This window comes from Acinetobacter sp. LCT-H3 (assembly GCF_001866125.1).
Taxonomy (GTDB): Bacteria; Pseudomonadota; Gammaproteobacteria; order Pseudomonadales; family Moraxellaceae; genus Acinetobacter; species Acinetobacter schindleri.
In genome coordinates, this window is the sequence record NZ_MODX01000025.1 from 13,063 (window position 1) to 34,408 (window position 21,346).

16 protein-coding genes are annotated in these 21,346 nt (G+C 46.6%); 6 read left to right on the plus strand and 10 right to left on the minus strand.

Going from position 1 to position 21,346, the window contains the following annotated elements; translation table 11 throughout:
- Nucleotides 1–121 precede the first annotated feature (121 nt).
- Both BK820_RS12170 and BK820_RS12175 read right to left on the minus strand, forming a co-directional pair.
- Nucleotides 122–3,259 (minus strand): efflux RND transporter permease subunit, encoded by a 3,138-nt coding sequence (locus BK820_RS12170; RefSeq protein ID WP_071321060.1) that lies wholly within the window; start codon nt 3,257–3,259, stop codon nt 122–124.
- A gap of 2 nt (nt 3,260–3,261) precedes the next feature.
- On the minus strand, nt 3,262–4,365 hold the full coding sequence (locus BK820_RS12175; protein ID WP_071321061.1) for an efflux RND transporter periplasmic adaptor subunit: 1,104 nt from the start codon (nt 4,363–4,365) through the stop codon (nt 3,262–3,264).
- A 148-nt stretch (nt 4,366–4,513) separates the two neighbouring features.
- Between BK820_RS12175 and BK820_RS12180 the strand changes: the two genes are divergently transcribed.
- From BK820_RS12180 to BK820_RS12195, 4 genes are all read left to right on the plus strand, one after another.
- A complete protein-coding gene (locus BK820_RS12180) occupies nt 4,514–5,134 on the plus strand; it encodes a TetR/AcrR family transcriptional regulator (protein ID WP_071321077.1) in 621 nt (206 codons plus the stop codon).
- Nucleotides 5,135–5,279: 145 nt separating this feature from the next.
- Nucleotides 5,280–7,964: a phosphoenolpyruvate carboxylase gene (ppc, locus tag BK820_RS12185; protein WP_071321062.1), complete on the plus strand. Its 2,685-nt coding sequence runs from the start codon at nt 5,280–5,282 to the stop codon at nt 7,962–7,964.
- Between the two features lie 298 nt (nt 7,965–8,262).
- Complete coding sequence (locus tag BK820_RS12190) at nt 8,263–9,558, plus strand: solute carrier family 23 protein (RefSeq protein ID WP_071321063.1); 1,296 nt, start codon at nt 8,263–8,265, stop codon at nt 9,556–9,558.
- A 100-nt stretch (nt 9,559–9,658) separates the two neighbouring features.
- Nucleotides 9,659–10,564: a LysR family transcriptional regulator gene (locus BK820_RS12195; RefSeq protein WP_071321064.1), complete on the plus strand. Its 906-nt coding sequence runs from the start codon at nt 9,659–9,661 to the stop codon at nt 10,562–10,564.
- Here the strand turns inward: BK820_RS12195 and BK820_RS12200 are convergent.
- The 6 genes from BK820_RS12200 to ilvD (BK820_RS12225) form a co-directional block, all read right to left on the minus strand.
- Nucleotides 10,561–11,298 carry a sulfite exporter TauE/SafE family protein gene (locus tag BK820_RS12200; RefSeq protein WP_071321065.1) on the minus strand — a complete coding sequence of 246 codons (738 nt, stop codon included), beginning with the start codon at nt 11,296–11,298 and terminating at the stop codon, nt 10,561–10,563. The genes BK820_RS12195 and BK820_RS12200 overlap by 4 nt on opposite strands.
- Before the next feature lie 157 nt (nt 11,299–11,455).
- Nucleotides 11,456–11,743 carry a chorismate mutase gene (locus BK820_RS12205; RefSeq protein WP_004814081.1) on the minus strand — a complete coding sequence of 96 codons (288 nt, stop codon included), beginning with the start codon at nt 11,741–11,743 and terminating at the stop codon, nt 11,456–11,458.
- The gene (locus BK820_RS12210) at nt 11,724–13,046 is read right to left on the minus strand and encodes a hypothetical protein (RefSeq protein WP_071321066.1); all 1,323 of its coding nucleotides are present in this window, start codon (nt 13,044–13,046) and stop codon (nt 11,724–11,726) included. Before BK820_RS12210 ends, BK820_RS12205 begins: the two co-directional genes overlap by 20 nt.
- 155 nt (nt 13,047–13,201) lie before the next feature.
- Nucleotides 13,202–14,887, minus strand: a complete 1,686-nt coding sequence (ilvD, locus tag BK820_RS12215; protein WP_071321067.1) for a dihydroxy-acid dehydratase — start codon at nt 14,885–14,887, stop codon at nt 13,202–13,204.
- Between the two features lie 492 nt (nt 14,888–15,379).
- On the minus strand, nt 15,380–15,583 hold the full coding sequence (locus BK820_RS12220) for a hypothetical protein (RefSeq protein WP_071321068.1): 204 nt from the start codon (nt 15,581–15,583) through the stop codon (nt 15,380–15,382).
- A 198-nt stretch (nt 15,584–15,781) separates the two neighbouring features.
- Nucleotides 15,782–17,611: a dihydroxy-acid dehydratase gene (ilvD, locus tag BK820_RS12225; RefSeq protein ID WP_081409066.1), complete on the minus strand. Its 1,830-nt coding sequence runs from the start codon at nt 17,609–17,611 to the stop codon at nt 15,782–15,784.
- 403 nt (nt 17,612–18,014) lie between these two features.
- Here ilvD (BK820_RS12225) and fmt point away from each other — a divergent pair, with 403 nt between their 5' ends.
- Together fmt and rsmB are read left to right on the plus strand one after the other, a co-directional pair.
- Nucleotides 18,015–18,977, plus strand: coding sequence for a methionyl-tRNA formyltransferase (gene fmt / locus BK820_RS12230; RefSeq protein ID WP_071321070.1), 963 nt, complete (start codon nt 18,015–18,017; stop codon nt 18,975–18,977).
- Nucleotides 18,974–20,278, plus strand: a complete 1,305-nt coding sequence (rsmB, locus tag BK820_RS12235) for a 16S rRNA (cytosine(967)-C(5))-methyltransferase RsmB (protein ID WP_048882624.1) — start codon at nt 18,974–18,976, stop codon at nt 20,276–20,278. The genes fmt and rsmB overlap by 4 nt, the downstream gene beginning before the upstream one ends.
- Before the next feature lie 52 nt (nt 20,279–20,330).
- Here rsmB and zupT read toward each other — a convergent pair whose 3' ends face one another.
- Both zupT and BK820_RS15210 read right to left on the minus strand, forming a co-directional pair.
- The gene (gene zupT / locus BK820_RS12240) at nt 20,331–21,146 is read right to left on the minus strand and encodes a zinc transporter ZupT (RefSeq protein WP_008306963.1); all 816 of its coding nucleotides are present in this window, start codon (nt 21,144–21,146) and stop codon (nt 20,331–20,333) included.
- Between the two features lie 83 nt (nt 21,147–21,229).
- Nucleotides 21,230–21,340, minus strand: coding sequence for a methionine/alanine import family NSS transporter small subunit (locus BK820_RS15210; RefSeq protein WP_004814066.1), 111 nt, complete (start codon nt 21,338–21,340; stop codon nt 21,230–21,232).
- Nucleotides 21,341–21,346: the final 6 nt, after the last annotated feature.

Here is a 21,346-nt window from a genome sequence, read left to right on the forward strand (position 1 = left end):
CCTCGTTGTCCGTTTCTGCAACACGGGAAAAACGGCAACTTCGCATTTTTTAAAATTGTAAAATTATCAGGCACTACTATATTAAAAAATTTAATATTTCGCACCTGATTTTAAGACAGTTTTAGACCGATTGCGAAGTTTTCTTTACCTTAAACCATTGCGCATACAAGGCCGGCAGGAAAAACAGGGTTAACAGTGTCGCCACAATCAGTCCGCCCATGATAGCAACCGCCATTGGACCGAAGAAAATGCTACGTGAAAGTGGAATCATGGCCAGTACAGCAGCCAGGGCAGTCAATACAATTGGACGGCAACGGCGTACCGTGGCATTGATGATGGCATCCCACTGTGATTCCCCTGCCTGAATATCCTGTTCAATCTGATCAATCAGAATCAGGGAATTACGCATGATCATGCCTGAGAGTGCAATCGTACCCAGCATGGCGACGAAACCAAACGGTTTATTAAACAATAACAGAAAGAGTACCACGCCAATGATGCCCAGTGGTGCGGTCAGGAACACAATAAAGGTCCGTGACATACTTCTCAGCTGGATCATCAGCAGGGTCAGAACCACTGCCAGGAACAATGGCATACCGGCATTCACAGATGTCTGACCACGTGCTGATTCCTCTACGGTTCCACCTACCTCAATCAAGTAGCCACTTGGTAATTGAGCTTTAATGCTCTCCAAGACAGGAGCAAGCTGATTGACCACGGTGGCTGGTTGTAAATTGCTACGGATATCCGCACGTACGGTAATTGTCGGCAAACGGTTACGATGCCAGATTAGTCCTTCTTCAAAGCTGTATTCAATATTGGCAATCTGCGCCAAGGGCACAAAGTTACCACGTGCAGTGGGTACCGCCAGACTGCTTAAAGATGCCACATCGACACGTTCAGCCTGCTCACCACGCAGACGGATTTCAATCAGCTCACGTTTTTCCCGGAACTGATCCAGTCCCGCGCCTGCAATGGAGCTGTTCAGAAAATTGGCCAGATCACTACTACTCACACCCATCTGACGGGCACGGTCCTGATCAATGTCTAATTTGATCACTTTACTTGGCTCGCCCCAGTCCAGATGCACATTGGTGGTGTTCTGGTTTTCGGCTACCTTGGCAGCGACTTTTTGTGCCCAGCTGCGTACCAGTGCCAAGTCTTCACCCGACACCCGGAATTGAAGTGGATAGCCGACTGGTGGACCATTTTCCAGCAAGGATACACGAGTACGTACTTCAGGTAACAGTAGACGAATCTGCTTGCTTAAAGATTCACGGATTTCATTGCGATCTTCTAGGGAAGAGGCCAATACCACAAACTGGGCAAAGCTGGTTTGAGGCAATTGCTGATCGAGTGGTAAGTAAAAACGTGGTGAGCCGGTGCCGACATACACCACATAATTATCAATGCCCTCTTGTTTAGACAGGAAATCTTCAACTTTTTTCACGGCAGCTTCGGTGGCTTTCAGTGAAGCCCCCTCTTCCAGTTTCAGATCAACCAGGATCTCCGCTCGATTCGAGGGTGGAAAGAACTGTTGCGGTACGAATTTAAACATGATGATCGACAGCGCAAAAATTCCTACAGTCAACGCAATCACGGTCTTGCGATAAGTGACACAGGTATTTACCCAACGTCTAAAACCCTGATAGAACCGGGTTTGATAAGGATCATGATGCTCCCCCGCATGATGCACAATCGGTTCTGGTTCAGGCTGCTTGCGCAGACGTGCCCAGAGACGCTGATACAAGGGGACTTTCTGGATAAGATCTTTATTAAAATCCGGCAGGAGTTTGTCACCCAGATAAGGGACAAACAGCACCGCAGCGATCCAAGACACCAGCAAGGCAACGGTCACCACCTGAAAGATGGAACGGGTATATTCCCCGGTACTGGATGCAGCAGTCGCAATTGGCAGGAAGCCAGCTGCCGTAATCAGGGTTCCGGTCAACATCGGAAATGCCGTGGTACGCCAAGCATGCCCGGCAGCTTCCAGCCGGCTATAGCCCTGTTCCATTTTGATCGCCATCATCTCAATGGCAATAATGGCATCATCAACCAGCAGGCCAAGTGCCAGAATCAGTGCACCTAGTGAAATCTTGTGCAGACCGACATCAAATAGCTGCATCCCGGCAAAGGTCATCGCCAGTACCAAAGGAATCGAAAAAGCCACCACCAGACCCGGACGGAAACCGAGGGAGAAGAAGCTGACCAGAAGCACGATAATCACCGCTTCCGCCAGCACCTTCATAAACTCGTTGATACTGCGCTTTACCGCCACCGGCTGATCCGATACTTTTTGCAGATCCATCCCCAGAGGCAGGGATTTCTGCAGACGGGCAAATTCCTGTTCCAGATGTTTACCCAAGGCAATGATGTCCCCACCCTTACGCATCGATACCGCAATACCAATGCCGTTTTCCCCCATAAAACGCATACGTGGCTGGGCGGGATCGGTAAAGCCGCGATAGACCTCTGCGACATCGCCGAGCTGGATGGTTTTACCATTCACATACAGTGGCATCTGCTGTAGCTCTTCTACAGTCTGCAATGCACCGCTGACACGAACCTGAATCCGGTCTGTGTCGGTTTCAAAGAAACCGGCATTGCTCATGGCATTTTGCTGTTGTAGCGATTGCTGAATGGCAGTGACTGGAATCCCCAGCTGTGCAGCTTTGGTATTAGAAATCTCAATCCAGATTTTCTGATCTTGCAGGCCAATCAGCTCAACTTTGGCAACATCTTTGACACGCTGCAATTGTAGTTGCAGACGGTCGGCATATTCTTTTAGTGTGGCATAGTCGAAATCTTTGCCTTTCAGCACATAGATATTGCCGAAAGTATCGCCGAATTCATCGTTAAAGAACGGACCTTGCACGCCTTGTGGCAGTTCATGCCGGATATCATTAATTTTCTTACGGACGTTATACCAGACATCAGGAACTTCTTTGGAGCGCAGCGAATCCTTGGCCACAAAGGTCACCAGCGATTCACCTGGACGGGAATAAGCCATGATGCGGTCATATTGTCCCGTGGTCATCAGTTCCTTTTCAATCCGGTCCGTGACCTGCAAGGAAACTTCCTGTGCACTGGCCCCCGGCCAGTAGGTCTGTACCACCATCACCTTAAAGGTAAAAGGCGGATCTTCACTCTGTGACAGTTTGGAATAGGACATGATGCCGACCAGACCGAGCAGAATCATGAAATACAGCACCAGACCCTTATTTTTCAGGGCCCATTCGGAAAGGTTAAAATTCATGTTTAACCTCCAGCCCGTATAGTTACACTACGGTTCTGACGGTCAATCGGACGGATCTTTTGCTGATCCCGGAGCAGGTGAATGCCTCCAATCACTACATAATCATCTGCTTTGAGGCCACTCAGCACAGGCACAGAATCACGGCCATAAGCACCAATTTGTACCGGGATCTTACGCACGGTAGCGTCCGGCTTAACGACCATCACATAGGCCTGACCATCCGTCGCAGAGACACTGGATAAGGGTACGCTCAGAGCATTGTCCTGAGTTTTGATAAAGAATACACGGGCACTTTGTCCGAGCTGAATTGACTTCTGGCCTTCACGTAATGCTACCCGAACCGTAAAAGTCCGGGACTGATCTGCAGCCGGAGAAATCTCACGCACATAAGCACCGAATTTTTCATCTTTTTTCGACCAAAGGGTAACCCAAGCGGGCTGACCCACTTTAATTTCGCTCACCGCCTGTTCCGGTACCCCAATCACCACTTCACGATCTCCGGAGAGCGCAATTTCAAAGGCTGCCTGCCCTGCTGCCACGACCTGACCGACTTCAATATGACGTGCAGTAATCACGCCATTTTTATTGGCAATTAAGCGGTTATAACCCGTCTGGTTACGGCTGACATCATAATTGGACTGGGCCTGCTTCAGATTAGATAGAGCGGCCTTATATTGATTCTCGACTGCATCATATTGCGAGCGGCTGACCGCATTGGCCGGCAGTAACTGTTTAAAACGGTTCAGTTCATCTTCCGCAATTTTGGCTGCAGACTGGGCACTTTCCAGTTGGGCACGTGCTGCGTTTAACTGCAGTTCTGCATCTTTAATATCTAAGCTTGCCAGTACTTGCCCTACCCGAACCTGATCCCCGACATCGACATAACGCTGGGTGATCTGACCAGCGACCCGGAACGCCAGTGGCGTTTGCTGACGTGCCTGTACATCCCCGGCATAGCTTTTCTGTTCTAAATAGGAGGTATTCGGCTGAGTCACCATGACAAAGGGAACTTCCTGTTCTGTTGTCGCATTGTTTTTGCTGCATCCCCCTAAGGTCACACTGCAAGCTATAATCATGCCGGTCAGGACGTACTGAATCGTGCTCATGTTGTCTGCTCTTATCAAATAATGATTTTTCTGGTCGATAGACTGCGCTATAGTGAACTGGTTATTTTTTAATTAATATACCATGCGGTACACTAATTAGAATTACCCCCATAAAACAATGACCATTTTTATTTTTTTGGAAAAAAATGTGCAAATTCCCGTAGGACGTCCTAAAGATCTCGAAAAGCGCCGGCGGATTCTGGATGCGGCCAAACACCTGTTTTTGCAGCATGGCTATCATGGTTCCAGCATGAACCAGATTGCGCAGGCTGCGGGCGTGACCAAGCTGACGGTATATAACCATTTTCAGGACAAAGCCACACTGTTTACCTGCGCGATTGAAGATACCTGTGAGCATCTGATTCCAGCCAGTCCAACGACACTGCTGCATGCCGAGAGCAATTTTCGTGATGCGTTGCATGAGGCCTGTATATTGTCGATGAATATGGTCAATCTGCCGGAAGCGATTAAACTGGATTTACTGCTGATGGAACTGGCTTCTGAGCAAAGCCCTTTAACCCAACAATTTTTTAATGCCTCACATCTGCGATTGAGCCAGCTCTGGCAAGAGTTCTTTCATCTGGCCCAGAGCTATCATTTTATTCAGCAAGATGATCCATTGCGTCAAACTGAACTGATGCTCTCACTGCTATTTGGTAACCGGCATCAGAAAGTTCTGCTGGGTGTTGTTCCCGTACCTGCCCTAAAACAACAGCAAATAATTATTCAGGACGCTATTCATATTTTCTTATTGCGCTATACCGCCTAAGCTGCCAATTTGTAATTAGATTCATACAAATTGGCATTTACCTTGCTATTTTATAGACAGGTCGTGTCCGACTTTTGTCTGTAACGGGCTTGGAATGCTTTCCAGGCGCGGTATAGTTAGGAAATGCAACAGAGGGAATATAAAAATGGCTCAACAAATTGATGCACCACTACGCGAAGACGTACGTTTACTGGGCAATCTGCTCGGTGAAACCTTAAAGCTACATGCGGGGCAGGATTTGTTTAATCAGGTAGAACAGATTCGGGCGCTTTCCAAAGGTGCTCGTGACGGCCAGCTAGAAGCAGAAAAACAACTCGAACAGCTATTTCTCAGTCTGGAAGATGATGAAATTCTTCCGCTTACCCGCGCCTTTACCCACTTCCTGAACTTTGCCAATATTGCCGAGCAATATCACGTGGTCCGTCGTCGCCGTCAAAGCGAATTTGATGAAACTGCCGAATCGCCAAATCCCCTGGTTCCCCTATTTGAAAAATTTAAACAGCAGGAAATTTCCGCTGAAAGCCTATATCAGCAGATCTGTGAACTGAAAATTGAACTGGTACTGACTGCGCATCCGACTGAAGTCAGCCGCCGTACCCTGATTCAAAAATATGATGGTATCAATGACTGTCTGTCCAAATGCGACCAGCAGAAACTTACCCCGCGTGAACGCCAAGCCGTTTTGGCCGAACTGAAACAGCTAATCACGTCTGCCTGGCAGACTGATGAAATCCGTCAGCATCGTCCGACACCAGTCGATGAAGCCAAATGGGGCTTTACTACCATTGAACAGACCTTATGGAATGCAGTACCAAAATTCATCCGTGAACTGGATGGCATGGTACAGGAACAGTGCGGTCAGTCATTACCGCTCAGTGTTGCGCCAGTACGTTTTGCCTCCTGGATGGGGGGTGACCGTGACGGTAACCCGAATGTAACTCATCACATTACTCAGGAAGTACTGTGGCTGTCACGCTGGAAAGCTGCTGATCTGTATTTACGTGATATTGAAGATCTGCGCTGGGAACTGTCGATCCAGCAATGCAGTGAAGAACTGCAACAGGCGCTGGGCAGCTCACATCCGGAACCTTATCGTGAATATCTCCGTGACACCCGTGAACGCCTGAAAGCAACGCGGCACTGGCTAGCAGAAAAACTGCATGGCAATGATGCCGATGACAGCCAGGTAATTAAAACCAAAGATGAGTTATTACAGCCTTTATTGGTGTGCTATCGCTCGCTGCTAGCGTGCAATCTGCCGGAAATTGCCAATGGCAAACTGCTGGACTTTATTTACCGTGTGAACAGTTTCGGCATTGAATTGCTGAAACTGGATATCCGTCAGGAATCTGGCCGTCACCGTCAAGCGATCTCTGCGATTACGGAGTATCTTGGCTTAGGTAATTTTGAAACCTGGACTGAACAGGCACGTCAAAATTTCTTATTACAGGAACTGCAAAGCAAGCGTCCGTTATTACCCAAATACCTCAATGAACCGGCAGGCAGCCTGATTGAGCATCCGGATGTGCAGGAAGTCTTTGCGACCATGCGTACGCTGGCAGAACAGCCAAGTGAATCACTCGGTGCCTATATCATTTCGATGGCGGAATATCCAAGTGATGTACTGGCGGTTTTATTGCTGCAAAAAGAAGCAGGTATCAAACAGGCTTTACGTGTAGTGCCTCTCTTTGAAACTTTGAAAGATCTCGACGGCGCAGCCAGCACCATGTCGACCCTGTTCAATATGCACTGGTATAAACAGCATATTCAGGGCAAGCATGAAGTCATGATTGGCTATTCAGATTCAGCCAAGGATGCCGGTTTTATGTCTGCCAACTGGGCGCAATACCGTGCCCAAGAGGAACTAACGGCTGTTGCAAAACAGCATGGTATCCAGCTGACGCTGTTCCACGGCCGTGGCGGTTCAATCAGCCGAGGGGGTGCTCCAACACAACAGGCCCTGTTCTCACAACCACCCGGCTCGATCTCAGGTGCGATTCGTGTCACTGAACAGGGTGAGATGATCCGCTTCAAGTTCGGTCTGGAAGGCATCGCGCTACAAAACCTGGAGATCTATACCGCGGCAACACTGGAAGCAACGCTATTGCCGCCCCCTGTGCCGAAAACAGAATGGCGTGACCTGATGCATCAGATGACTGATTTATCGGTACAGGTCTATCGCCAGACAGTCCGTGAAAATCCCCACTTTGTAAAATACCTGCGTACCGTCACCCCTGAGCTGGAACTGCAAATGCTGCCCTTAGGTTCACGTCCAGCGAAACGTAAAGTAAGTGGCGGGATTGAATCTTTACGTGCAATTCCATGGGTCTTTGCCTGGACCCAGATCCGTTTGATGCTACCTGCCTGGCTCGGTACGGGTGCTGCATTAAATGAGGTACTGGATCAGGGTCAACGTGCCACACTCGATGAAATGCTAGCGCAGTGGCCATATTTCCAGACCCTGATTGATATGCTGGAAATGGTCCTGTCCAAAGCAGATGGTGATGTGGCATTGTATTATGAGTCACACTTGACTCATGATCCCGACCTGAAAGTATTGGGTGAGGAACTGCGTCAACGTCTGAAAGATGCGGTACAAACGCTGCTGACCTTAAAAGGTGAATCAAAACTGCTGACCAGTAACGATGTGCTGGATCAATCAATGCGTGTGCGTAAGCCCTATTTACTGCCGCTGCACTTGTTACAGGCCGAACTGATGAAACGCCGTCGTCTGTATCTGGCAGAGCAAAATGCTGAACACACCCCGGTAGATCATGCCTTAATGGTAAGTATTGCCGGAATTGCCGCTGGTTTACGTAATACGGGCTAAGTAATTTTTAATCATGAAGAAGCACATCTCCATGATGTGCTTTTTTATTGAACAGTCAATAGTCAAAAAAGCTTTCTTTTATATATCACATTAGATTTATTTATAGATCATCCCAAGAAGTAGCTGATGAATTAATCTACTGATTTCACTTTATTTTTAAACCACTTTACTTTTACCACACGGTAAAATCTCAAATAAAGTCATAGAATTAATTTGAACAAAAATTTTGTTTTGGTAATTAAATCTTCGAAAGAACAAGAGTATGATGTGCTCAATTTATCTTTTGAGTGCTCATTTTATGTCCAGTTGGTTTCCCAAATGGCGCCCTTATGAGGGCAGTATCGATGCACGACCAGTAGGTACCGCAGAGTATTTACCACCCGCACAAACTGTAATTCTGGGTGTACAACACGCTTTTGCAATGTTTGGTGCCACTGTACTGGCACCGTTTTTAATGGGCTTTGATCCAAACCTGGCAATCTTAATGTCAGGGATCTGTACCATTCTGTTCTTTATAATGACAGGTGGTCGAGTTCCAAGTTATTTAGGTTCAAGCTTTGCCTTCATTGGTGTGGTGATTGCGGCAACCGGTTATGCCGGTGGTGCTGGCCTCAATCCGAATATTGGCGTTGCAGCAGGCGGGATTATTGCCTGTGGTATCTTCTATGCCTTGATGGGTTTTCTGGTCATGGCAACAGGGACCCGCTGGATTGAAAAACTGATGCCACCAGTCGTCACTGGTGCGGTGGTCATGATTATTGGCTTGAACCTGGCTCCTGTGACTGTAAAAAGCGTGATGGGCAATACTTTTAATATGTGGATGTCTTTGGTCACAGTATTGTGTATGGGTTCAATTGCCGTATTCACTCGTGGCTTACTGCAACGTCTATTATTATTAGTCGGTCTATTGTTAGCGTATCTGATCTATTTCGTACTTAGCAATGTCATGGGTTATGGCACTGCAATCAATTTCCTGCCAATTCAGCAGGCTGCCTGGTTTGGTTTACCGACCTTCCATGCGCCGACTTTTGAGTTGAATGCCATGCTGATTATTGCACCGATTGCCTTGATTCTGGTCGCTGAAAACCTCGGGCATATTAAAGCAGTCGGCGCAATGACTGGAGAAAACCTGGATCCGCATATCGGTAAAGCCTTTGTTGCAGATGGTGTTGCGACTACCTTGGCTGGTGGTGTCGGTGCTCCGGGGATGACCACGTATGGTGAAAACATCGGTGTGATGGCTGTGACCCGTGTCTACTCCACCATTATCTTTGCCGTAGCCGGTGTGTTTGCTGTGTTCCTGGGTTTATCACCGAAGTTTGGTGCAATCATTCATACCATTCCAACTGCGATTCTGACTGGTGCTTCGATTGTAGTCTTTGGTTTGATCACCATTGCCGGTGCAAAAATCTGGATTGAAAATAAAGTCGACTTCTCACAAAACAAAAATCTGATGGTTGCGGCTGTGACCATTATTTTAGGTACGGGTGACTTTGCCCTGACCTTTGGTGATTTCAACCTGGGTGGAATTGGTACTGCAACATTTGCAGCCTTATTCCTGAACTGGTTCTTCAGCCTGGTCGATAAAAAATAGATTCCAAGTAATTAATTTAATAGCAGCTGCCAAGGCTGCTTTTTTTATGTGAGAAGAATTGTTTAAGATAGGTGGATTCTTTGCAATGAGCATCCTGTAGATGCGTCTGGATTTATTTGATTTACAGCTGTTTTTAAATATTGTTGAAACTGGCAGCCTGACCAGGGGTGCCGAATACTCGTCAATTTCCTTGCAAGCTGCCAGTGAAAGGATTAAAAAACTGGAACAGCACTATCAGGTCAACCTGTTCATCCGTCATTCTAGCGGAGTAAAACTCACTTTTGCCGGACAGGTCTTCGCTGAACATGCTCAAGCCATCCTGCAACAGGGACAACAGCTGTCACAAGCTATGGCAGTTTTTAGTGAAGGACAGCATTCTAATATCAGCTTGTGGTGTAATTCATCAGCACAAAGTGAATATCTTCCCCTGTTGCTACCCAAGTATCTGGTCAATAACCCCAATATCCAGATTGATCTAAAAGAAGCAGAGAGCAATGACATCATTGCAGCATTGACCAATGGCACTGCCAAACTCGGTTTAATTTCCAGCTTCTTTGCTACTCCACAGTTGCAAACCCTGGAATTTTCAGATGATCCTTTGGTGCTAATCTGTCCGGAACAGCATGATCTAAGTACCGGCAAAGCATTAAAATTAGGGGACTGTCTGAATTATCCCTTTGTGGGTTTAATGCAATATCACTCCTTACAACAGTCTATTGAAACCCAGGCCAGATTACTCCACTGCGAAATCCAATACCGCTTAAGATTGCCGAATTTTTCTGCTATTGCTCAGGTGGTTGCGAATGGTGTTGGCATTGCCATCATGCCGCAACGTGCTGCGCAACGTTTGGCCAAGCTCTATGCATTTAAGCAAATCCAGTTGACTGGAGATTGGGCCAACCGCAAGTTACTATTAGCTGCGAAAAATTTTGATGAACTGAGTGCTGCCTATCAACATTTTAGTCAGTTTTTACTTTCTGCCGAGATTCAGAAAGTCTTGGATTAAATCCAGCCGAACTGGTGCAGTATCATATAACTGCCCAGAGCAATCAGACCGATAAAAAATACAGTACGGAATTTCTGCTCAGGAATGCGATAGCGAATTTTCTTACCCAACCACATGCCGATGAGCGCAGGAACTAAAGCAATTGCCGACATGGCATAATCGATCGGAATGTCTTCCACAGGATTTTGATGCAGGAAAATCGCCAGACACAACGTCGAGGTGGTAAAGGCTAAGCCTAAAGCCTGTACCAGATCATCACGTTTTAAATGTAAAGTCTGTAGATAAGGGACGACCGGAATCACCACGACCCCTGTGGCAACGGTTAAAGCACCACCGAGATAACCCATAATTGGAGACAGCCAGCTCTCATGCCGGCTTAAATCCGGCATCTTTTTCGCAAACAAGCCATACAGCCCGTATAAGGCCAACATCCCGCCCAACAGAGCTTCGCTGTGAAATTCAGAATGTCCCAAGGTCGGGAAAACACTCCACACTGAACCGACGATAATGCCTAACAACAGCAGCCAAAAACGGCGTATCAGCTGTAACACATGACCTTCAGCAAAGAGTTGCCAGAAATTAGTCAGCATGGAGGGAATGATCAGTAAAGTTGCCGCTTGAAAGGGACTCATGAAAATAGTCAGTAAACCCATAGAAACCGCGGGTAAACCTAAACCAATCGTACCTTTAATCAGACCTGCCAAGGTAAAAATGGCAATAACGAAAGCAATCATCTGATGATCCCAAATTTATTTAGGACCATGCTATAAAAATGACTGCCAAAGAAAAATCAGGGTTTTAAGGATACAGCCTCAAGCAAATCTTGAGGCTCAAGATGTACTTTGCTGGAAAGCATCAGATTGACCAGCACAGATTTTAAATAAAGGGCGCTTAAGGACGAAATTCTTTCAGTTCGCGCTGAATAAAATGCTGGAACATTTCCCGATACAGGTGCTCGATAAACACTGGGTCAATGCCCTGCTTTTGAGCTTGGGCTTTGACATTTTCAACAACCTGCTCCATCCGTTCCGGAGATTGCAGGTCAGTTTCAGTTTTCTTGAAACGGGTGGTTTGGTCTACATAAAACTGGCGCGCAGCAATCAGCTCAACCAAAGCTGTATCAATCGCGTCAATCTGCTCACGTGCATGTTGTAATGATTCAGCTTTTACTTTGTTCATGTTTATTCAGTTCACTTTCAGTTTGATTATCACTCTTATATTTTTCTTCTAACACATTACTGAAAATACTTTCAATCATCCAGACACGATATAAGCTATTAAATACAAAACTTTGATTATCAATCCGAAGTTCCAGCACCGGCAAGTTGGGCTGAGACTTCATTTCACAGAGCATATCATTGTCTTTAAGCTTGGCCTGAATATCTTCTTCGGTCAGTTGCTCAATTCCCAGTTCCTGCTGTAAGGCATTGAAATGTGGGGTATAACTCAAGTCACGTCCACGCGTCCAAACCGCCTGCAAAATCCGGTACATCGCATCCACCCGCCCTTCTTCCGGGCAGCTGTAATACAGCTGTGCCATCGGCAAAATGCTTTGTACCGTCGGTCGGCAAAATGGGGTAAATTCGACTTCAGTCCGTTTTGACAGGCGCGTTGCCAGTCCCCAGTCAAAGCCATCACGGCCACGATAAGACAGCGGATAGACATTCAGATGGATATTATAAAAATCAGCCAGTTCTTCCTTAATATAGGCCAGCAACAGCCAGGAAATTGGATCTTCCAGGGCAATATACAGATCCAGTTCCGGATCTAAGCCCTGAATTTCATTCAGTTCTTCAGCATCACTGATCAGGTGCTCACGCCATTCAATATGATTGATCAGGAAGATTGGATTACCCGTCAGTAATTTTTGCTGTTTCAGACGGCGGGTTAAACGCAGCAGATCATCTACGGCATGATACTGACGGCCACCAAAATCAAAATAGCTGGCCAAAACCGGGGTTGTGTCAAAGACCCGTTCAGAAAAATCCTGTGGCTGATGATGGCGACTGGCCATGCTATGCAAGGTACGCAGTTTGCCATACTGCTTTTGCCAGAGCATATGAAAGATATCTTCCAGCAGATAAAGAAAATCCTGGCCACGCAATGGTGTTCGGCGCAGAATGGTTTCGGCCTGTTTTAAGGCTTCTGCAGTAGGTAATTCAGGCGTTTCATGAAAGCTGAAACGATGCTGTCTGGAGAGAATTTTGGCATCATTAATACAGTAATTTTGCCATTCTTCAAAAGACATCTGATTCGGTATTTCGCCACGTTGACTCGAAATTACCACCTTCAACGGTTTTAATTCCGGACTCAGGATCTCTTCTAGTTGTGGTAACAGCTGTACTGCCAGATAGCTATACACATCATCCAGCCGCAGATAAATCGTTAGGCCATCTTCAGCAGATAGCACCGCCTGGCGGGTTGGCTTTTGATAAAACCAACTCGATCGGATTGGATCGAACCAACGGCGTAACAGGGACATGAGATCAGCCTCAGTAGAGAACAACGCAGCAGATGACAGCGTCTAACTGCTACAGGATACTATCTTTTTCACCAGAATAGCAGATCACCTGGATCTGCTGTATGTGAAAAAACTTATATCAATTCAGGACAAAATGATCAATGTTTACAGAGCGTTTAGATCTCGAGATTTAGGTCAGTCACTGCCCCGGTTTCTGCACCAGAGGTCAGTTTGGCAAACTTGGCTAATGCTCCATGCGTGTAATTCGGTTTTGGTTTAATCCAGGCGGCCTGACGTGCAGCGATTTCCTCATCCGAGACATGCCAGGTCATTTCACGGGTTTCGGCATTGATCGAAATCTCATCGCCATTTTGTACCAGACCGATCGGTCCACCTTCATAGGCTTCTGGGGTGACATGACCAATCACAAACCCATGACTACCACCGGAGAATCGGCCATCGGTAATCAGTGCTACGGAATCCCCTAAGCCTTTACCAATAATCGCTGAGGTCGGTTTCAGCATTTCTGGCATGCCTGGTCCACCTTTAGGACCAACACCGCGAATCACCACCACTTCACCCGGCTGAACTTCACCATCCAGAATCCCGCGCATGGCGCCCTGTTCACCCTCAAAGACCCGCGCTGGTCCTTTGAAGTAAAGACCTTCCTTACCGGTAATTTTGGCCACGGCACCTTTTGGTGAAAGGTTACCTTTCATAATGATCAGATGTGAATCTTTTTTCACCGGCTGGTCAAATGGCAGGATAATCTGCTGACCTTCAGGATAATCTTTTACATTCGCCAGGTTTTCTGCCAGAGTTTTACCAGTCACAGTCAGGCACGAACCATCCAGCATACCGGCATCCAGCATGCGCTTCATCAGTGGCTGGATTCCACCTATAGCAATCAGTTCCGACATCAGATATTTACCCGATGGACGTACATCAGCGACTACAGGAATGTCTTTACCAATCCGGACAAAGTCATCCAGACTGAGCTCTACACCTGCGGTATGTGCCATGGCCAGCAGATGGAGTACACCATTGGTCGAACCACCTAAAGCAATCAGCACTTTAATTGAATTTTCAAAAGCAGCTTTGGTCATGATGTCACGTGGCTTGATATCCAGACGTAACAGATTCATCACGGCTTCACCAGCACGGGCACAGTCGATCTGCTTGTCTTCAGAGACGGCTTCCTGTGCAGAAGAACCCGGCAGGCTCATACCAAGTGCTTCAATCGCAGAAGCCATGGAATTCGCGGTATACATCCCGCCACAAGAACCTGGACCCGGCAAAGCCACTTCTTCAATATGCTTGACCTGAATCGCATTGATTTCACCTTTGGCATGCTGTCCGACTGCTTCAAATACGGAAATCATGTCGGTATGACCTTCGCCCGGTTTGATGGTACCGCCATAAATAAACAGACCTGGACGGTTTAGACGTGCCAATCCCATGATGCAGCCCGGCATATTTTTATCACAGCCGCCAATGGCAATTACGCCATCATAGGCCTGACAGCCGACCACTGCTTCAATCGAATCCGCAATGATTTCACGGGATAGCAAGGAGTATTTCATACCTTCAGTACCATTAGAAATCCCGTCGGAAATGGTAATGGTATTGAAGATAATGCCCTTACCTCCCGCAGCACTCACACCCTGCTCGACTGTACGTGCCAAGCCATCAATATGCATATTGCAAGGCGTGACATTGGCCCAGGTCGAAGCAATGCCTATAAAAGGACGAGTAAAGTCTTCATCCTGAAAACCCGTGGCACGCATCATGGATCGGGCCGGGGCATTTTCGATGCCTTCATAAACGGGGGCTGAATGCTCGCGGATATTGTCTTTACTCATCTTGTTTTGTCCTGGATGTAATTCTTGTGAAGCCTGAAAGCTGTCTAGGTTTTATCCGATTGTATAGAAAGCCGTGTCGACATAAAAGTAAGACTCTGTGTATTACCTAAGTCTGTTTTTCTCTTGCTATAGACGCATGAGTAAGAGCGATATCAATGTCGCTGCTTTGCACTCATCTTAAAGCAATGCTTTAAACTTGTTCAGGCAATAGAGTCAGTGCAATAAAAGTATTTTTTACTTTGGCTCTATCAAAAATAAAAGTCTGCCTATGCAAAAATTATTAAAACCCTAAAAGTGATTTGAGGCAGAGAATTATCAAACAATCAGACTAGCATTTGCAGTGCAATATCAGGGGGTTGCCATACGACCCGACTCGGATTTTTAAAGCCGAGCCTTTTTCTTGGACGATGATTTAAATATTGAAAAACTGAGATAGATTCATCTACATAGTCATTCAAATCACTGCCTGGCGTATTATTAATATATGTGTACTTAATTCAACTGATGAAGATCAAGTTCTTCATTGGATGCCAAGACCACAGATCCAAGAATCGGAGCCCCCAAAATCACAGGAACAGCTAAAATCCAAAATACGACGGTGTAATGTGGATCAAAGAAAAATTGAATACTAAGTGCGGCTAAAATCATAATGAGCACTAAAATTACGACAAAGCGGCTAATAAATTTCATTGACATGCGTGTAATCACTTTTGCATTGATACTGTATTTTTACTATACACCTACTTTTATTAAGCCTTTATTGGTTTTAAATATCTAAAGTACTGCCATGATTGCTTTTATGAAAGTTCACGTGATTTACCCAGCCTTAAATATCTAAGAAATAAAAAAAGCACTCCATCTGGAGTGCTTTTTTGTGCTATAAAAGTTTACAGCTTAGATGTCACGTACTGCACCTTTCGCAGCACTCGTGGTGTGCATTGCATAGGCTTTCAAGGCTTTAGAAATCTTGCGTGGACGCTCTTCCGCAGGCTTCCAACCTTTGGCTTCTTGCGCTGCACGACGTTCTGCCATTACAGCGTCCTCAACAGCCAAATGAATCGTACGATTCGGAATATCGATTTCGATACGGTCACCATCTTCAACCAGACCAATCGCACCACCTTCCGCAGCTTCTGGTGACACGTGACCAATTGAAAGACCTGATGAACCACCCGAGAAACGACCATCTGTTACAAGTGCACAGTCTTTCCCTAAACCTTTCGATTTCAGGTAGCTGGTTGGATACAACATTTCTTGCATACCTGGACCACCACGTGGGCCTTCGTAACGAATTACAACCACATCGCCTGCCGTGATTTTACCGCCCAAGATCGCTTCAACTGCTGAATCCTGGCTTTCAAATACACGTGCTGTACCGTTGAACTTCAAGATCGACTCATCTACACCAGCCGTTTTTACAATACAGCCATCTAGTGCGATGTTGCCATAAAGTACTGCCAGACCACCGTCTTTAGAGAAGGCATGTTCAGCATTGCGGATCACACCATTTTCACGGTCACCATCTAAACGTGAGTAGTAGCGATCTTGTGAGAATGCGGTTTGTGTTGGTACACCGCCCGGTGCTGATTTAAAGAAGTTATACACCTCTTCATCTTCAGTACGGATAATGTCCCATTTATCCAAGGCATCTTTTAAAGTTGCTTCATGGACGGTGGGTACAGAGGTATCCAACAAGCCTGCGCGATCCAGTTCACCCAAGATCGACATGATGCCACCAGCGCGGTGTACGTCTTCCATATGCACGTCCTGCTTTGCAGGTGCAACTTTACACAGGACTGGCACTTTACGAGACAGACGGTCAATGTCATTCATGGTGAAATCAACACCAGCTTCATGAGCAGCTGCCAATAAGTGAAGTACAGTGTTAGTTGAACCGCCCATCGCGATATCTAAAGTCATAGCATTTTCATACGATGCTTTGGTTGCGATATTGCGTGGCAGCAAGCTGTAATCATTTTGCTCGTAGTGACGTTTGGTGATCTCTACGATGAGTTGACCTGCTTTTTCAAATAACTTTTTACGGTTTGCATGTGTAGCAAGTGTTGAACCATTACCTGGTAAAGACAGACCCAATGCTTCAGTTAAGCAGTTCATTGAGTTCGCTGTGAACATACCAGAACATGAACCACAAGTTGGACATGCAGAACGTTCATATGCTGCAACTTCTTCATCAGTGAAGCTATCATCTGCTGCAACCACCATGGCATCAACAAGGTCAATCGCGTGTTCATTACCACGGATTTTCACTTTACCGGCTTCCATTGGACCGCCTGACACGAATACGACTGGAATGTTCAGGCGCATTGCCGCCATCAGCATCCCCGGTGTGATTTTGTCACAGTTCGAGATACAGACCATCGCGTCAGCACAGTGTGCATTCACCATATACTCAACCGAGTCCGCGATTAGGTCACGTGAAGGCAGTGAATACAACATGCCATCGTGACCCATTGCGATACCATCATCCACAGCAATGGTGTTAAATTCTTTTGCTACGCCGCCTGCTTGTTCAATCTGACGCGCCACCAATTGACCGAGGTCTTTAAGATGTACGTGGCCCGGAACGAACTGGGTAAATGAGTTGACCACTGCAATAATTGGCTTGCCGAAGTCTTCATCCTTCATACCAGTGGCGCGCCATAAGCCACGCGCACCCGCCATGTTTCTTCCGTGTGTCGATGTTTTTGAACGATAGTCAGGCATTGTGTTATTCCAACAAAGGTTGTGCTTGAGATGAATGAGTTCATTCACTCTGGCGAAATCTGTCTGATCGAGAGTATGAAATCAGTCGAAAATTGAACATATCATACACCAAGTTACACGGCGGATCAGGCACTTATCGATGTGACAGGATGGGATATGCTCAGAGCAGTTTCAGTACGTACACGATTAAAATCTTTTATTAAAAACTACTATACCGCTATCGTTCCGGATTAAATACAAAACTTTCATGAATATTTTTTACAATTTGCATGAGTTTTTTTTATATGAAATTTGAGTGATTTATCACGGTAATGGGTGGTGCTGAGCTTTAAGCTTTTGCTGAATTAGGCTGCGAATTGCCTTATGCCTTATAATGCCTTTAAGTTTATTTGGAATTTCATCCGTGAAAATCATTTTTGCAGGCACACCAGAATTTGCAGCCACTGCATTGGCTGCGCTGCTAAAAACCGACCATGAGATTGTGGCGGTGTATACCCAGCCGGACCGTAAAGCGGGTCGCGGCCAAAAACTCACTGCATCTGCGGTTAAACAGCTGGCACTGGAACACAATGTTCCGGTCTATCAACCGCTACACTTTAAATCTTCAACAGACGAAGGTCTGGCAGCTCAAGCTGAGTTAAAAGCCTTAAATGCGGATGTCATGGTAGTGGCAGCTTATGGTCTGATCCTGCCGCAAGTGGTTTTAGATACACCGAAATATGGCTGTCTGAATATTCACGGTTCATTACTGCCGCGCTGGCGTGGTGCCGCACCGATCCAGCGTGCCATCGCAACGGGTGATGCCGAGACTGGTGTGACCATTATGAAAATGGCGGCTGGTCTGGATACTGGCGACATGATGTATAAAACCATCTGCCCGATTGAGCCACAAGACACCTCTGCTTCTTTGCATGACAAGCTGGCTCAGCAAGGTGCTGAAGCAACAGTCAAAGTGCTGGAATCAGAAGAATCTCTACAGCACTATCTTGATCACCGCGAAGTGCAGGATGAAGCGCTTACGGTTTATGCACATAAATTGTCCAAGGCAGAAGCTAAAATTGATTGGACTCAGGATGCGGTCACGATTGACCGCAATATCCGTGCATTTAATCCATGGCCAGTAGCTTTTACACCTATTGATGAAACAAATAATCTGCGTGTTTGGGGTTCTTTGTTATCTCATGAAAATGCGGAAGGCAAGGCCCCTGGAACTATCCTCGCGCTAGATAAACATGGCGTACATGTGGCTTGTGGTGATCAAAAAGCTATTTGCCTGACCTCACTGCAGTGGCCGGGCGGTAAAGCGCTGAATCCGGTTCAAATCAATCAAACCCAAAAATTACATGTAGGACAAATACTGGCATGAGTCATTACGAAGCCGGCACATCGCACCTGAACTTACGTGCCCAGGTGATTCGCACCCTGCTCGCGGTACAGCAAGGGCAATCACTTGCCAGTGTTTTGCCACAACATCTAGGCAAAGTGGCAGAGCGTGACCGTGCCCTGTTCCATGAACTGGTTCTTGGGACACTGCGTCAGTGGTATGCGTTGAAAAGCGTGACCCTGCCACTCTTGGTGAAACCAATTAACAATGATACGGTCGAAACCTGCCTTTATGTCGGTCTATATCAGTTGCTGGAAACCCGGATTGCGCCGCATGCCGCAATTTCCGAGACCGTAACGGCGGTTAAACAGCTCGGCTATCAGGCTTTAAGTGGTGTAGTGAATGCCATCCTGCGTCGTGTTTCACGTGAAACACCTGAATTCCAGGCAGCATTAAAACAGGCGCATGGTTTGCCAAGCTGGTTATATAAACGCTTAAAGAAAGACTGGCCTGAACAGCTGCTGGAACTTAGCACTGAACTGAAACAGGTGGCTCCTCTGACCTTACGCGTCAATGAACGTCAAGTGAGCCGTGATGAGTATTTAGAAATTCTGGAAGAGCATGATATTGCTGCGCATGCCTGCAGTATTTCTGAAGTGGGTATCGTGCTGGATGAAAGTGTCCATGTACCGCACCTGCCCGGCTTCGATGTCGGTGGTTTCTCGGTACAGGATGAGCATGCCCAGCTCTGCGCCACTTTACTGCCCAACCTGAATAATAAATATATCGTCGATGCCTGCGCAGCACCGGGTGGCAAGACCGCACATATCCTGGAAAAATACAGTCCTAAAAAGCTGATTGCACTGGATCAGGATGCCAAACGTCTGCTGCGCGTCCAGGAAAACCTGGAACGTCTACTACTTGAAGGTGAGCATGTAGAAATCGTTACTGCTGATGCGATCAGCTGGCAGGCGGCTGAGCAGCCGGACTGTATCGTACTGGATGCACCCTGCTCAGCGATTGGTGTGATGCGTCGTCATCCAGATATTCGCTTACTGCGTCAATCCACTGATATCGCCCAGACGGTGGAACTGCAAAAACAGATTCTGGAAAATATGTGGCAGCAGCTGAAAGTTGGCGGTACTTTGCTTTATATCACCTGTTCAATTCTAAAAGCAGAAAATGAACAGCAGATGGTTGAGTTCTTTACTACCCATGCGGATGCCAAAGAAATCAAAATCGAAGCGAATTGGGGTATTGAGCAGATTCATGGTCGTCAGCTGTTACCGAAAGCGGGTCAAGGCGATGGTTTTTTCTATTGCCGAATCGAAAAAACAGCTTAAATAGTTGTTTGAAGAAAAAGGCAGCTTCGGCTGCCTTTTTTTTATTTTGGATTTATTGGAGAAATTTGAAAATCACCAGACTGCTGGCAAGCGCCGCCATCCCACTAATCAGGCCATAAACCGTTTCGTGACCTTTGGAATAACGCTTGGCGGTTGGCAACATTTCATCCAGTGCCAGATAGACCATCACGCCACCGATCAGACCGAAAATGATGCCATAGATGGTGGTATTCAGATACGGTGCCAGAATGAAGTAGCCCAATGCGGCTCCCAAAGGTTCCGCCAGACCAGAAACCAAACTGGCGAGCAATGCATAGGATTGTCGATGTGTCGCCATATATACCGGTAAAGCAATCGCTACACCTTCCGGGATATTGTGAATCGCAATCGCTACCGCTAACGGCGCACCCAGCATCGGGCTTTCCAGCGTTGCAAAAAAGGTCGCCATGCCTTCCGGCAAATTATGTGCAGTAATGGCAAATAACGTGAGCAAGCCGGTACGCAGCAACTGTTCCTGTCCTAGGTCCTGGGTATTATTTTTTTCCAGGGTTTCATGCGGATTGGGGACCAAATGATCCAGTAACAGCACTAAGACTGCACCCAGTAATAAGGTCAAGGTTCCCCAGGCATACCCCATTTTCGCGCCATACGCCACGCTAAAAGAATCAATGGATTTAGTCAGAATCTCAGTAAGAGACACATAAATCATCGCTCCAGCAGCAAAGGCCAGACCGAAGGACATGACACGCAGGTTGGGCTTTTTTAAAAATAATACTAGTCCTCCACCCACCACGGTGGCCAAGCCGGCAAATAGAGTTACGGCAAAGGCTGTATAGACTTGTGCATCAGTAACGGAAGCAATACCCATAAATCAGCCATTAAAAAAAGTCATTATCAGCAAAGATGATAATGACTTTCATTTACAGCAACAATCAGTTTATGTGAAGATTATTAGTCTTCTGGTTCTTCCGGATTTTTTGCCAGATGAATCACAGACAGTACCAGACCACCCCATAATAAAACGATGGAGAAAATCATCATGATCAATGCAGATGTATTCATATTGGT

Bases quoted from the DNA above. Each gene is read 5' to 3' on its own strand.
- BK820_RS12195 (WP_071321064.1), top strand. From the start codon at position 9,659: ATGCGTCTGGATTTATTTGATTTACAGCTGTTTTTAAATATTGTTGAA.
- zupT (WP_008306963.1), bottom strand. From the start codon at position 21,146: ATGGGTATTGCTTCCGTTACTGATGCACAAGTCTATACAGCCTTTGCC.
- BK820_RS12175 (WP_071321061.1), bottom strand. From the start codon at position 4,365: ATGAGCACGATTCAGTACGTCCTGACCGGCATGATTATAGCTTGCAGT.
- rsmB (WP_048882624.1), top strand. From the start codon at position 18,974: ATGAGTCATTACGAAGCCGGCACATCGCACCTGAACTTACGTGCCCAG.
- BK820_RS12210 (WP_071321066.1), bottom strand. From the start codon at position 13,046: ATGTCCCTGTTACGCCGTTGGTTCGATCCAATCCGATCGAGTTGGTTT.
- ilvD (WP_071321067.1), bottom strand. From the start codon at position 14,887: ATGAGTAAAGACAATATCCGCGAGCATTCAGCCCCCGTTTATGAAGGC.
- BK820_RS12200 (WP_071321065.1), bottom strand. From the start codon at position 11,298: ATGATTGCTTTCGTTATTGCCATTTTTACCTTGGCAGGTCTGATTAAA.
- ilvD (WP_081409066.1), bottom strand. From the start codon at position 17,611: ATGCCTGACTATCGTTCAAAAACATCGACACACGGAAGAAACATGGCG.
- BK820_RS12205 (WP_004814081.1), bottom strand. From the start codon at position 11,743: ATGAACAAAGTAAAAGCTGAATCATTACAACATGCACGTGAGCAGATT.
- BK820_RS12220 (WP_071321068.1), bottom strand. From the start codon at position 15,583: ATGTCAATGAAATTTATTAGCCGCTTTGTCGTAATTTTAGTGCTCATT.
- ppc (WP_071321062.1), top strand. From the start codon at position 5,280: ATGGCTCAACAAATTGATGCACCACTACGCGAAGACGTACGTTTACTG.
- BK820_RS15210 (WP_004814066.1), bottom strand. From the start codon at position 21,340: ATGAATACATCTGCATTGATCATGATGATTTTCTCCATCGTTTTATTA.
- BK820_RS12170 (WP_071321060.1), bottom strand. From the start codon at position 3,259: ATGAATTTTAACCTTTCCGAATGGGCCCTGAAAAATAAGGGTCTGGTG.
- BK820_RS12190 (WP_071321063.1), top strand. From the start codon at position 8,263: ATGTCCAGTTGGTTTCCCAAATGGCGCCCTTATGAGGGCAGTATCGAT.